Origin of the sequence: Puia dinghuensis, from assembly GCF_014642875.1 — a bacterium.
Lineage (GTDB): Bacteria > Bacteroidota > Bacteroidia > Chitinophagales > Chitinophagaceae > Puia > Puia dinghuensis.
This window is the reverse complement of the sequence record NZ_BMJC01000010.1, coordinates 36,416-50,009: the sequence shown is the minus strand read 5'-3', so window position 1 is coordinate 50,009 and position 13,594 is coordinate 36,416. Positions and strand designations below refer to the sequence as shown.

Genomic DNA, 13,594 nt, shown 5'->3' with positions numbered 1-13,594 from the left:
AGCGTTCATCCTGAGCCAGGATCAAACTCTCCATTGTAAATGTTGTTTGATACTGACTATCAACTTTCTCTCGAAATTTGACGTCATATTATCGATCTCTTTCGCTAATATAACCTTACCAAAAAAACTACGTTTTCTTGTGCTATTGTTTCCCTTCTTTCAAAGAACTTTTTGGCTTGTTTTGCCACCCTTTCGATCTTCCCACCGGCTTGAAACCGAGTGTTTTATTTCGATTGGGGATGCAAAGGTAGGGGGGAATACATCTCCTGCCAAATGTTTTTCAAAGTTTTTTGGAGGATTTTTGCCCGCGGAATGGAAGAATCCATCGAAAAAAGCGTATATTACTCTACTATTCAACGTTTTACAATTATTTCAACATCGGCCCGCAGGCGAAACCTTCTTCTCCCGAGGCTGGGCTAGCTCGAAAATCACGATATTTCCTATGAAATCTAGTAAAATGAGAATTGCACCTTTATTTATCCTGGTCTTTCTGGCCCAATATCCCCTTGCCCCGGCCGCTCAGAAACCGATGGAGCAATTTGCTATCATCGCGGATAAAGACGGCTACTCCAATATTCGAATTGACACCGGCCTGGGAAGCAAGATCAATGACACCTTACACAACAGCCATTTTATCTACTGCTTCGAACCGAAAGGCCGCTGGATAAGCATCAACTACTCGACAAAAAAGCGCGATCAGCTTTACGGCTATGTCTTTCACGACAGAATAAAGCTCATTTCGGATTATGAAAAGATCCCGCGGATATCCAAAGACAAATACCTGTTTGGAAAGGACTCCCTAAAAGTCGAGGTGACCGCTCAACCCTTTGTCAGAGCGCATTACCGGCTGACGCATTCCAAGGAGAACCCCGGAACCATTGACGCGATCAACGGTAAGCAGTATTGGGGGACTGACGGCGAACTGCCCAAAACCGCCTACAAATCCATCACTATCACCTGGGGCGAGCGAGAGATGGTCTTGCCTCAATCGGCAATAGAAGACCTTTTTGAACCCAGTCTGCACAACACCGCAGTGAATTATGATCGCAAAAACGACATTTTATACATTCATTCGGAGAATAGCGATGGGGCCGGCGCTTATGACGTGATCTGGAAGGTCGAGAAGGGGGTTTATACGGAGCGGTATATCGCTTATGGGTTTTGAAATGCCAATTAAGCACAGCAAAATGCAAATCGCAAAAGCGCCGGGGGTCTAAAAAAAATATACCATTGTACACCATATGAAAGATCTAAAAAAACGCCTCAAACAAGGCGCAACACTACATGGCTGCTGGCTCAGTCTTGGCAGTAGCCTGACTGCAGAGATCGTTGGAATGGCCGGATTCGATTGGGTACTGATCGATCTTGAACATGGGGCGGGATCGGAAAAGGATGTACTGCACCAGTTGCAGGCCCTGGAACATACTCCTGCGGCAGCCATCGTCCGGATCGAAAGCGCTCAGCGGCAACGCATCCATCGCATCCTCGATCTGGGAGCGGAAGGGATCATGGTTCCCCGGATCAGCAACGCGACAGAGGCAGCGGCTGTAGCCAGCGGGCTGCATTACCCGCCGGATGGCACGAGGGGGATCGCAAAAATGGTCCGGGCCTCCGGCTTTGGCCAGAACTTTCCCGACTATTACAAAAATGGAAAGGAGAACATCCTGGGCATCGTACAGATCGAAACGGCGGAAGTGCTCCATCACCTGGATGCCGTGGCCGCGACAGACGGCATCGATGTACTTTTCATCGGTCCATCGGATCTTTCCATGGAATTAGGCATCTTCGGTCAGCTGGATCATCCCCTGTTCAAGGATGCGCTGAAGGCTACGGTAAATGCGGCCCAAAAGGCCGGCAAGGCTGCGGGCATTCTTATACAAAACCCCAATGATTATCCCACTTACCATGAAATGGGGATACGGTTTATCGCCTGTGGCGCAGATGGAACATTCGTATCGGAAGGGGCCCGCAACATGGCAAACAAGTTAACGTCTTTCCGATGATTGCTGACCCTCTTGTCATATTACTGGTTGGCGTCGTCATCGTGGTAGGAGGGATCATTGGACTTAAGTTACACCCTTTCCTTGCGCTGCTGCTGGGGGCCCTGGTGGTTGCGATGATGACCCCCGGTTCTGCGATCGAACACAATGCACTGGCGAAAGGAGCAACACCGGCCGCGGCCCATCAGTTGGCGGTGCGAAGCATCGGGGAAAGGATAGCGCAGGAATTTGGCAATACCTGCGGCAAATTGGGTATCCTCATCGCCATGGCGGCTATTATTGGGAAGTGCATGCTGGAAAGCGGCGCCGCCGAACGGATCGTCCGTTCGTTGTTAAAGCTTACCGGCATCGCCAAAGCACCCATCGCATTTTTAGCCAGCAGTTTTTTTATCGGCATCCCGGTTTTTTTCGATACGGTGATCTTTCTGATGGTGCCCCTGGCCAAAGCAATGACGATGCGCATCGGCAAGAATTACCTGCTATTCATTCTCGCTATCATGGCTGGGGCATCGATGGCCAATTCTTTAGTTCCACCGGCCCCGGGGCCGTTGTTCCTCACCGGCGAAATGCAAATCCCCATCGGGATGATGATGATCGGCGGTTTTTTGCTGGGGCTTCTCACCATTTCGACGGGCTATCTTTTTGCGCTGTATGCCAACCGGAAATGGCCGGCACCACTAAGGGATTCACTGGATGCCCGGCTGGAAGACATCCGGCTGGCCTCGGCAAAGGAAGATGCCCAGCTTCCTTCCCTGGGGTTCTCATTGCTGCCGGTGCTGGTGCCGCTGATCTTGATCTGCACCAATACGGCGCTGACTTCCTTTTTGCCTTCCCCTGTTTCTGTCGCTTTATCTTCCCCTGCTTCCGTCCCCTCTTCGGCATTCGTCCGAGGCCTCATCGGGCTGTTTACGTTTTTAGGCGATAAGTATATTGCCCTGGCGGCGGGTGGGCTCATCGCCCTCCTCCTGCTGGCCCGGCAAAAGAGACCCGGCAGGGAAGGGATGACGGCTTTTGTACAGGCGGCATTGATGAGCGCAGGAGCCATTATCCTCATCACAGCGGCGGGCGGAACCTTCGGCGGCATGCTCCAGCAAAGCGGCATCAGCACCCGCATCGCCGAAATGACGAGGGGCTATCAAATGACCCTGATCCCGCTGGCATTCCTTGTGGCAGCCGTTGTTCGTACTGCGCAAGGCTCGGCTACGGTAGCAGTGATCACGGCATCGGGGATGTTATCGGGCATGGCTGTCCATGGACACTTAGCTTATCATCCCCTGTACCTGGGCCTGGCCATCGGTTGCGGATCGAAGTTAGTTCCCTGGATGAATGATGCCGGGTTCTGGATCGTCTGCAAGATCAGCAACCTGACGGAAGGCGAAGCCTTGAAGACGATCGCGCCCATGCAGACCATCATGGGCATTGCGGGACTCATCGGTGTCCTGCTCGCGGCAAGGCTATTGCCTTTGATCTGACAATACTCACCATCCATCTGAAAATATTCACTATGGAAAAAATAGGATTCATCGGGCTCGGCATCATGGGCAAGCCCATGGCCTTGCAGCTGAAAAAAGCTGGCTACGAAGTGTCGGTACTGGACAAAAATAAGGCGTCGAAAGAGCTGGTTGCCGCCGGCGCCCGGTCCTTCCCCACCCCAGCAGCCATCGCGCAAAACAGTGACGTCGTGATCACCATGCTGCCGGACTCACCGGAAGTTGTCGAGGTCGTTTCCGGCAAAAATGGCGTCCTGGCTGGCATCCGACAAGGGGCGCTTTTTATCGATATGTCTACCATCGCTCCGGCAACGGCGAGAAACGTGTATGCATGGATGCAGGAAAAAGGAGTGGAAGCCCTTGACGCGCCGGTGTCAGGAGGACAGACAGGGGCGGAGGCCGGCACGCTCTCCATCATGGCGGGTGGAGCAGACCCTGCTTTTCAACGCGCGCTTCCATTGCTCCAAACGATGGGAAAAAATATCGTTCACATCGGCGGACCTGGCGCAGGACAGATGACCAAGGCCTGCAATCAAATGATCGTAGGCATGACCATTCAAGCCGTGGCGGAGGCCTTCACCCTAGCCAGGAAAGCGGGTGTCGACCTGGAAAAAATGCGGGAGGCCTTATTGGGCGGATTTGCTCAAAGCCGGATCCTGGACCTGCATGGGCAACGAATCATCGACCGGAATTTTTCGCCGGGTTTCAAAATAAAGCTGCATAGAAAAGATATGAACATTGCGCTCGCCGCGGGCAAGGAATTCGCCGTTCCGTTATATGGCACTGCCCAGGTGGCGGCACATATGGATGCCTTGCTGGCGCAGGGAAAAGGGGAATCCGACCACAGTGCGATCGCCCTGCTGATGGAGCAGTTAGCCGGGCTTTAAAAAATAACGAACCATGACCATCAAAGAAATGATCATCACGCCTATCGCCATCGTCGATCCGCCCTTGCTGAATGCCGCCGGCCTGCACGCACCCTACGCACTGAGAACCATCGTCGAGCTTATCACCACTGACAATATCTCGGGCGTCAGTGAAATTCCGGGGAATATCGAGATCGATGCCGCGTTGGCATCAGCCAGGGAGCTGCTCATCGGGAAAGACCCATTTCAACTGAACGCCATCCGGCATACATTGGAAAACGTCGGCACCGAAACAGCGGCCCAGCGAGGGGATGCGCCCTGGGATCAGCGAAAGCTGGTGCATGTCTTCAGCGCTATCGAAGTAGCCTGTATGGACATCATCGGCAAAGTTCTGGGGCTTCCGGTTGTCGATCTCCTGGGCGGACGAATGCGGGACAGGGTACCTTTTTCCGCCTATCTTTTTTATAAATATGCCGGAGCGGGAGGAAAATTGGGGTTTGGCGTCGACCCTGCTGCCGGTGGATGGGCTGCTGCCCGCCAGGCCGAAGCATTGGACCCGGCGGGGATCGTAGATCAGGCAAGGGCCATGTATACCGAATTCGGATTCCAGTCTATCAAGTTGAAAGGCGGCGTTTTTGAACCAAGGGCAGAGGTGGATGCTATAATCGCCCTACGGGAGGCTTTCGGACCCGGCACCCCATTACGCATCGATCCCAATGCGGTATGGACCGTGGAGACGGCCATTCGATACGGCAAGGAAATGGAGGGACTGCTCGAATACCTGGAAGACCCTGTGAGAGGGCAGGAAAATATGGCAAAGGTGCGGAAAGCCGTGAACATCCCACTGGCTACCAATATGTGCACCACGGCTTTCGAAGACATCCCGGGGAGTATCTCCCTGGGTTCGGAAGATATCATTCTCAGCGATCATCATTTTTGGGGCGGGCTGCGGACATCTATGGAACTGTCCCGGATATGCGCCACTTTCGGCCGCGGGCTTTCCATGCATTCCAATAGTCATCTGGGGATATCGCTGGCGGCGATGGTCCATTTAGGCGCAGCCCTGCCCCGTTTGCCCTATGCCCTGGATACGCATTACCCCTGGCAGTCGGATGAGGTAATAACCCGAGGCCGGTTCAAATTTGAGGAAGGGGCGGTGATGGTACCGCGTGAACCGGGGCTGGGCGTCGAATTGGACCGGGAATCCTTAGCAAGGCTCCACCAGAATTATTTGGATTGCGGTCTTACCAGGCGTGATGATGCCGTGGAAATGCAAAAGGTCGTTCCCGGCTGGACCTTTGAGGCCGTGCGGTGGTAGCATCCTGCCCAGTCGTAAGCGGCCGCCGCGACGTTGAAAAATCATATTTTGCCCGGGCGTTTAACATCGTTAAATTTATAGGGAACATTCAAAACGCCATCCATATGAGACGCACCCCATTACTATCTCCGTCTTTGGGTCTGTTGCGGACTGCTGCCTGCTCACTCGCTACTATTACCCTTTTATACAGCTGTCAGAATGGAAGCGCGACAGCCGGCAGTGGGCAAATGCCTCCACCTGCACTACCCGTCATCACCGCCACGATGCTGCCTGCTACGACTTACCAGGATTTTCCGGCCTCAGTGCAGGGCACCCGCGATGTCGAGATAAAGCCCCAGGTCGATGGCTACATCACGGCTATCGAGGTGGATGAAGGCGCTCACGTCCAAAAAGGACAACCGATGTTCATCATCGATAGAAAGCCTTTTGAAGAACAATTGAACAATGCCCAGGCCGCTCTACAAGCCGCCCAGGCTTCGGAGGTAAATGCGCAGATCAACGTGGACAAGCTGAAGCCGCTGGTGGAGAACAAGGTCGTCTCGGATGTCCAGCTGCGGTCGGCCGAGGCACAGTACAATACCGCCAAGGCAGCGGTGACACAGGCCCAGGCGGCGGTAGAATCTGCCCGCATCAACCTCGGCTTCACCACCATTACCGCGCCCGGCGATGGGTATGTAGGGACCATCCCCTACAAAACGGGCAGCCTCGTCACCAAGCAGGCGAACGTCGCGCTAACCACCGTATCGGAGACCAAGGACATGCGGGTCTATTTTTCGATGAGTGAACCCGACTTCCTCCAGTTCAAAGAAAAATATCCCGGCAATACCGTCGCCGACAAGGTAAAACAGATGCCCCCCGTCCAGCTATTGCTGGCGGACAATAGTATCTATCCCCAGCCCGGTAAGGTGGAGATCGTGGAAGGTCAATTCGACAAGACAGTCGGCGCCATAAAATTTCGCGCCACCTTTCCCAACCCGCAAGGGTTCTTAAGAAGCGGCAGCACCGGCAAGGTGCGCATCCCCACCACCTACAAATCCGTGCTGGCCATCCCCCAGGATGCGACGTTCGAGCTGCAAGGGAAAGTCTTCGTGTATATGGTTGCCGATAGCAACAAGATCGTCACCCGGCCGCTGGACATCGCCGGCCGGACCACGCATTATTATTTCGTATCGGATGGGGTGAAGGCGGGCGATAAGATCGTGCTCGCTTCACAGGCCGCCCTGCTGTTCGGCGGGCTGCGGGATGGAATAGTCATCACTCCGCAGGTGATCCCGACCGATAGTTTGTTGAAGACGACGCCACTTTGATCAATCAGCAAAAGGCGCCTCCGGCGTCTCAGTAAAATTTGGGTATATGCTAAAGAGATTTATAACCCGGCCGGTCTTATCCACGGTCCTTTCCATTATTCTGCTTTTGTTGGGCGGCCTGTCCTTGCTCTCGCTGCCGATCACCTTGTTTCCCGATATCGCGCCGCCAAGCGTCCAGGTAACCGCCGTCTATCCCGGCGCCAATGCCGAAGTAGTTGCCCGAACGGTAGCCGTGCCGATCGAAGAGGCGGTCAACGGCGTGGAGAATATGAGCTATATGACCTCCAATTCCAGCAATGACGGCACCATGACCCTGACGGTTTTTTTCAAACAGGGCACCAACCCGGATATCGATGCTGTCAACGTGCAAAACCGCGTCTCGAAGGCCAGCAGCCAGTTGCCGCCGGAGGTCATCCAGGCCGGGGTTGCTACCCAGAAGGTCCAGGCCAGCTTCCTGATGTTTGTGGGGTTGTACAGCGATGACAGCACGAAGTACGACGAACTTTTCCTGGAGAACTATTTGCGGATCAATGTCATTCCCCAGTTGCAACGCATCCCGGGCATCGCGCAGGCGCAGGTGTTTAGTTCCAAGGATTATTCCATGCGCATCTGGCTGAAGCCCGACCGGCTCATCGCGAATAACCTTTCCCCGCAGGATGTGTTGAACGCCATCAAGGATCAGAACCTGGAAGCTGCGCCGGGGCGGCTGGGGCAGAGCAGTCCCGAATCCTTCGAGTATGTCATCAAGTACAAGGGCAAGCTCAATAAGAACGAGGACTATGAGAATATGATCGTAAAGGCCAACAGCGATGGGTCGTTGCTGCGCCTCAAGGATGTGGCGCGGGTCGAGTTCGGGGCCTATACCTATATCTCGAACAACAAGCTCAACGGCAAGCCCACCTCGGGTTTTGGGGTGTTGCAGACGCCGGGGTCCAATGCCAACGTGATCCTGACCGAGCTTGAGCGGCAGATAAAGGAATTCGACGACGCTTTGCCAGAAGGCATGCATTTCAAGATCATGTACAATGCCAAGGAGTTTCTCGATGCGTCGATCAACCAGGTGGAAGAGACCCTGATCATCGCGTTTGTCCTGGTGGCGTTTGTAGTCTTTATTTTTTTGCAGGATCTCCGATCCACGCTGATCCCCGTCATCGCCGTACCGGTGGCCATCATCGGTACCTTCTTCTTCCTGAACCTGTTCGGCTTCAGCATCAACCTGCTTACGCTGTTTGCGCTGGTGCTGGCCATCGGCATCGTGGTGGATGACGCCATCGTGGTGGTGGAGGCGGTGCACTCGAAGATGGAGCGGGAGCATCTGCCGCCGAGGAAGGCAACCATTCAGGCGATGAGCGAGATCTCGGGGGCGATCGTTTCCATTACCCTGGTGATGGCGGCGGTGTTTGTGCCGGTGAGCTTTGTGCAGGGGCCCGCGGGGGTGTTCTACAAGCAATTTGCGTTCACCCTGGCGACAGCCATCCTCATCTCCGCCGTCAATGCCTTGACCCTGAGCCCGGCCTTGTGTGCTTTATTCCTGCGGAGCCCGCATGAAGAGGGGCGCCGGAAAAAAGGATTGGCGGCGCAGTTCTTCGGGGCCTTCAATGCCGCCTTTTCGGCTATGACCGAGCGGTATATCCGAAGCGTGAAATTCCTCACCCGATATAGATGGATTGCCATCGCCGGGCTGCTGATCGTCGCCGCGGGCGCCTGGATGCTGGTACAACGAACACCCTCGGGTTTTATCCCCGACGAGGACCAAGGCTTCATCATTGCCGTCACCCAGACACCCGCCGGCAGCAGTCTGAGCAGGACTACAAAGGCGACCGATGCGATCAGCAAGATCACGCTGGGGGATGGGGCTTCCAGCGATGTGTGGAACGTGAATGGGTTGAACTTCGTCAGCTTTGCCTTCGCCTCCCCCAATGCGGTGGTCTTCTGCCGGTTGAAGCCGCGTGACGAACGCGGACCGGTAAAAGATCCTCAGCAGATCACCGGCCGGCTCATCGGGGAGACGGGTCAGGTAAGGGATGCCTTGACCTTCTTCGTCAACTTCCCCACGATCCAGGGTTTTGGCAATGTCAGCGGGGTGGAGATGATGCTGCAGGACAGGAGGAACGGGCCGCTGGACAGGCTGGCCGGGACGGCCTGGGGGTTCATTGGCGCCTTGTCGCAGCGGAAGGAGGTGGCTACGGCGTTTACCACCTTTAACACCGGCAACCCGCAATATACCATCGAGGTGGATGATGAGAAGGCAAAGCAATTGGGGGTTTCTATTTCCGACCTGATGAGCACGCTTCAGATCTATTATGGCAGTAGTTTCGTATCGGACTTTAACCGGTTTGGCAAATACTACCGCGTGATGGCGCAGGCCGATGTCCCCTACCGGCTGGATGTCAATTCGCTCGGCGGCATCTATGTCAAAAATAATACAGGCGAAATGGTCCCGGCTACCTCGGTAGCCAAGTTCACCCGGGTGTATGGGCCCGAGACAGTGACCCGCAACAACCTGTACAATGCCGTTACCATCAATGCAACGCCCAAGCCGGGCTATAGTACGGGTGATGTGATCAAGGCCGTTCAGGAGATCGCGAAGAAGACCTTGCCAAAAGGGTATGCGTATGAATTCACCGGGGTGACGAGGGAGGAGATCAGGGCGGGCAATCAGACGGTATTTGTGTTCTTATTGAGCGTGATCTTCGTATTCTTCCTGCTATCGGCTCAATACGAAAGCTATATCCTGCCCCTGGCGGTGATCCTTACTGTGCCGACCGGTATTCTGGGCGTATTTGCCTTTGTGGGCTTTGCAGGGTTACAGAACAATGTATATGTGCAGATCGGGTTGATCATGTTGATCGGTCTACTCGCAAAGAATGCCATTCTGATCGTCGAGTTCGCCGTGCAGCGTCGGCGCGCGGGCATGAGCCTGGTAGAGGCGGCGCTGATGGGCTCGCGTCTTCGGCTTCGACCGATCCTGATGACTTCCTTTGCCTTTATCGTGGGGATGACGCCGCTGATCTTCACACAGGGGGCATCGGCGCAGGGCAACCATTCTATCGGCTGGAGCGCGATCGGCGGAATGTTGACCGGCGTCATCCTGGGGATCTTTATCATTCCGGTGCTGTTCGTGATTTTCCAGTTCTTGCAGGAGAAAGTGGCGAGGAAAAGAGAGGAGGATGAGGATGAGGTGAGAGTGCCGGCGTGATCGCAGTCGACAGGCGGCTCAATGGTCATCGCCCACGCGAAAGTTGCCTTTCATTTTGTCCACCTTTCCCATGGCTACATTCTTCAGGTCGTACTTTTCGCCCTGACCGCTCTTTCCTGTGTCACCTATATGAATATCGCCTTCCATCTCCTGGATCTCAGTGCCAAAAAAGTTCTTGACAGTGGGATCCTTTTGCAACGATTGTAGCCAGGCCGCGAATGCATCCCTGAATTTTTCCTCCTGCAAGAGGTTAGTGAGCTCCCGGGTCAGCACCTCCGTTTTCTCTTCGTTGGTATTTTCCTTGTCGACCTGCGCCTCCAGGGAGGGATGGACCCTAAAGATGTGCTGTTTCACCCACTGCCAGGATTTTCCTATAGCGTCCTCCTTTGCGGCGTCAAGCGTCTTTGAATTGGCGATGAGATTGACGATGTATCTTGCGCCGGTAGCGGCCAATGCTAATATGTCCATACGATTAAAATATTGGTTTGAGTATTTTGAAGACCAGATATAACACGACAATGCAAATCAAAAGGAAGAGGATGGGGTTCTTCGCCAGGGTAAAGGATGTCTTGAGCCAACCTTGCTTATACGATTTTATTTTGGTGAATACGACATTTCTTTCTTCCGTAGTAAGGCCTTCGACGGAAACGAGCAATGGCGCAAACGCCTTCAGCAATTTTTTATTCTGCACGGGAACAGTTGTCGAAGCAAGCGTGACAAACAGAGCCGACTTGAAGGAGGACATTGCAGGATTATCACTGAGTTGAACGTTTCCGTTTCTAAACAGCTTGTAAATGAATACTACTTTCTTCACCATGCTACTGTCCTTATCGTCAAGATGAGTAATAAATTCATCGGCGCCTTCCTCCTTCAGGTTCTTAAAAACGGCCACCGAATACATGCTCCTTAACAAAGGAAGCTTATTTTGATCGACAAAAGGCGCGCACAGCTTGACAAAGGCTTCCGTCTCGATGCCGCCCTTTATTTCGCCTTCGTAAGCCGGTAATCCCTTTTTCTCGTATTCCAGCCGTTTCTTTTCTTTTTCCTTCTCCTCCTTTGTTTTCTCTTTTTCGAACCCATCTATCAGGCGTCGCTCCGTCGCTTCAATTTCCTGGAATTCAACAAACGACTCCAGGGCGATTTGCGTAAGGACAGTATTATTGCCCAGTTTCCATTCGGCCAGCATTTTTTCAACGGGCGTCCTGGGCCGGTTGTCGGGCTTGCTCCAGGTATCGAATTCATAATCGCCAAAGTGAGTGTAATACTCTCCTCCTTCCAGGTCCTGCCGCTGAGTCAGGTATTTTTCCCTGAATCCCCATACCATTTCCTCCCGTTCGCTTGCGTCGATGTTGGGAATAAGTTTGATGGTCAGTTGTTCGGTGGAATAGAACATCACCCCGATCAATTGAACGATAGCGTCAAGGACGAACTGTCTGATGTTGATATTGTGATTGTTTTTTCGCAGCTCTTCCAGGATGCCGAAAGCCTCGGCGATAGTTATCGTTTTATGCCCGGTTTCGTAGTCGAGGTACTTCAGGGTGTAGATGACAGCCGATAGGATGCTTTCCCGGTGATCGAAACGATCCCGCTCTTCGGGGCGATCTTTCATTTCCTTACAATGGGCAAGCCAGTCGTATAACACGGCTCTGACCTCGCTGGACAGGCCATTGTAATAGGCGGTGACGAGTCCTTTGCTTATCGGAGCTATATAGTAAGAGTATCGCAGGAACTCGTCTCTTAAAAGATGATTCATCGCCGTCGGGTGTCTGGCGGTGATGTTCTCGACAGCAAACTGCATTCTGTCCACGATGGCTGCCTCTTCGTTGTGTAGAAATTCCAGCAGCAGACCGGTGATCTTTGGCGACAAAGCATTCTCCTTTTCATAATAAGAAGTAAGGCAGAGCGTCAATGCGATCGTGCCGCGCACATTCGACAGGAGAGTCGCCGCTTCCTTATTCTCATCTTTTTTCCCGTTCCTTCCGTCAGTGCTTTCCAGGAGCCTTTTGGCCGTGTCTTCCTGCCATATCTTCAGCACTTCATATATCTTGTCTTCATCGAAGGGCTTCCATCGGGAAATGGCTTCGGCCGTGACCAGCTGCACCACCATGTCATCGTTGCTGGCAATGATCAGTAATGGCAGATTGATGTCTTCAAATGATTGCAGTCCGATATCGCTGAGGGTATCGCTGAGCACGCTCCTTAACCTCAACCGGTGGTTCATCGAACCGAAAAGATCCAGGTCATATTTCTGCGGGTTCATGGAATCGCGGATCATCTCCACCAACTCGGGTATGACCGAAAGGATATAGCGTTTATGGGTTCGCCAGGCCATCTGAATGACCTTTCTGCGCTGATCGTCATAAGCGCCATGAATCAGCTTTCCTTCGGCCTTAAAATAGGATCCCAGGGGAATAAGGTCTTCATAATCGATGGGGCGCAAATCTTTGTTTCGCTGTTTCCAGCAAGCGTCCAGTAACCGGTCGTAACCGGCGAAGACCTGTCCTTCGTAGGCGTTGTCAAAAAGACTGATGCCGATGACAATGAGTTTGTCAACGTTGCTCAGGGAATAGAACCAGGGTTCTATGCCGGAATGGTCGTCCTTCGCGCTTATTTCCAAAGCCGATTGAATGACCGATCTTTCCGCCTTCTTGTCCGACTTGGCCACGAGGTCTATGAACATGTCCACCTGTTCTGTTCCCGATAGTTGGGTGACGATCTCTTCCGTGGGGACCGGCAAGTCCAACCCCTTTTTTCGCAGGCCAATCCGGAGATAAGACTGTAATTCCTCTTTCGAATAGAGGGATCTCTCGGGGATCTGGAACCAGCTGGGATTATCGACCCCATCATTGAACATCCAGGAATCATACGTTGCTTCCGTGCTGCCGAGGAGAATATGGTCCTTCGTTCGGATGAGTGATTTCAGGTCGGCGAACCGGTAGCTGATGGCCTCTGCGGTGATGTTGTATAAGATGAAAACGCTTCGTTTGGACTCTTCCTGGATGGCAGTCGAAAGGCTATAGAAATCCTCGAATTCCGAGCATTCCTTTACTTCCAGTCCTTCGGTTTTAAGGTTAACCGCTACATATTTCAGCAGCTGACCCTTATTAAAGCCGCTGTTACCGCCGACAAGCAGCAACTGCTCGGTTCTTGCCCTTTTGAAGATCTCATCAAGGAAATGGGGCTTCGGATAGTCTGCAAAAATATCCAGGCCTGTCGTCACCGGCTCGAATTGTATCTTTCTTCTCCGGGAATTGTAGTTATTGACGGTATGGAAGATGTCGCCGACATGGTAATTGCCTTTGATCTTCTTGATAGTAGGTGCGGAGACATTCTTTATGGTTTCGGCCATGAAAGGAGGTTTAATGGTTGCGTATTCCTAAGATACGGAAAATCATTCAGAAACCGCCCGAAATA

9 protein-coding genes are annotated in these 13,594 nt (G+C 53.1%); 7 read left to right on the top strand and 2 right to left on the bottom strand.

Annotated features, from left to right (window positions below; genetic code table 11):
• The first annotated feature begins 457 nt into the window (after positions 1 to 457).
• From IEY39_RS29480 to IEY39_RS29450, 7 genes are all read left to right on the top strand, one after another.
• Positions 458 to 1,165: a hypothetical protein gene (locus IEY39_RS29480; RefSeq protein WP_188938360.1), complete on the top strand. Its 708-nt coding sequence runs from the start codon at positions 458 to 460 to the stop codon at positions 1,163 to 1,165.
• Between the two features lie 76 nt (positions 1,166 to 1,241).
• Entirely contained in the window at positions 1,242 to 2,003 is a 762-nt protein-coding gene (locus tag IEY39_RS29475) for an HpcH/HpaI aldolase family protein (RefSeq protein WP_188938358.1), read from the top strand.
• Positions 2,000 to 3,472: a GntP family permease gene (locus IEY39_RS29470; protein WP_229689151.1), complete on the top strand. Its 1,473-nt coding sequence runs from the start codon at positions 2,000 to 2,002 to the stop codon at positions 3,470 to 3,472. The genes IEY39_RS29475 and IEY39_RS29470 overlap by 4 nt, the downstream gene beginning before the upstream one ends.
• 32 nt (positions 3,473 to 3,504) lie before the next feature.
• Entirely contained in the window at positions 3,505 to 4,377 is an 873-nt protein-coding gene (locus tag IEY39_RS29465; protein ID WP_188938356.1) for a 2-hydroxy-3-oxopropionate reductase, read from the top strand.
• Between the two features lie 13 nt (positions 4,378 to 4,390).
• Positions 4,391 to 5,674: a glucarate dehydratase family protein gene (locus IEY39_RS29460; RefSeq protein ID WP_188938354.1), complete on the top strand. Its 1,284-nt coding sequence runs from the start codon at positions 4,391 to 4,393 to the stop codon at positions 5,672 to 5,674.
• Between the two features lie 104 nt (positions 5,675 to 5,778).
• The gene (locus IEY39_RS29455; protein ID WP_188938352.1) at positions 5,779 to 6,981 is read left to right on the top strand and encodes an efflux RND transporter periplasmic adaptor subunit; all 1,203 of its coding nucleotides are present in this window, start codon (positions 5,779 to 5,781) and stop codon (positions 6,979 to 6,981) included.
• Between the two features lie 46 nt (positions 6,982 to 7,027).
• Complete coding sequence (locus tag IEY39_RS29450) at positions 7,028 to 10,180, top strand: efflux RND transporter permease subunit (RefSeq protein WP_188938351.1); 3,153 nt, start codon at positions 7,028 to 7,030, stop codon at positions 10,178 to 10,180.
• Between the two features lie 18 nt (positions 10,181 to 10,198).
• Here IEY39_RS29450 and IEY39_RS29445 read toward each other — a convergent pair whose 3' ends face one another.
• Both IEY39_RS29445 and IEY39_RS29440 read right to left on the bottom strand, forming a co-directional pair.
• Positions 10,199 to 10,648 (bottom strand): hypothetical protein, encoded by a 450-nt coding sequence (locus IEY39_RS29445; protein ID WP_188938350.1) that lies wholly within the window; start codon positions 10,646 to 10,648, stop codon positions 10,199 to 10,201.
• 4 nt (positions 10,649 to 10,652) lie between these two features.
• Positions 10,653 to 13,529: a hypothetical protein gene (locus IEY39_RS29440; RefSeq protein WP_188938348.1), complete on the bottom strand. Its 2,877-nt coding sequence runs from the start codon at positions 13,527 to 13,529 to the stop codon at positions 10,653 to 10,655.
• Positions 13,530 to 13,594: the final 65 nt, after the last annotated feature.

What these genes read in the sequence shown, in the direction of transcription:
- IEY39_RS29480 (WP_188938360.1), top strand. Translation starts at nt 458, where the DNA reads ATGAGAATTGCACCTTTATTTATCCTGGTCTTTCTGGCCCAATATCCC.
- IEY39_RS29475 (WP_188938358.1), top strand. Translation starts at nt 1,242, where the DNA reads ATGAAAGATCTAAAAAAACGCCTCAAACAAGGCGCAACACTACATGGC.
- IEY39_RS29470 (WP_229689151.1), top strand. Translation starts at nt 2,000, where the DNA reads ATGATTGCTGACCCTCTTGTCATATTACTGGTTGGCGTCGTCATCGTG.
- IEY39_RS29465 (WP_188938356.1), top strand. Translation starts at nt 3,505, where the DNA reads ATGGAAAAAATAGGATTCATCGGGCTCGGCATCATGGGCAAGCCCATG.
- IEY39_RS29460 (WP_188938354.1), top strand. Translation starts at nt 4,391, where the DNA reads ATGACCATCAAAGAAATGATCATCACGCCTATCGCCATCGTCGATCCG.
- IEY39_RS29455 (WP_188938352.1), top strand. Translation starts at nt 5,779, where the DNA reads ATGAGACGCACCCCATTACTATCTCCGTCTTTGGGTCTGTTGCGGACT.
- IEY39_RS29450 (WP_188938351.1), top strand. Translation starts at nt 7,028, where the DNA reads ATGCTAAAGAGATTTATAACCCGGCCGGTCTTATCCACGGTCCTTTCC.
- IEY39_RS29445 (WP_188938350.1), bottom strand. Translation starts at nt 10,648, where the DNA reads ATGGACATATTAGCATTGGCCGCTACCGGCGCAAGATACATCGTCAAT.
- IEY39_RS29440 (WP_188938348.1), bottom strand. Translation starts at nt 13,529, where the DNA reads ATGGCCGAAACCATAAAGAATGTCTCCGCACCTACTATCAAGAAGATC.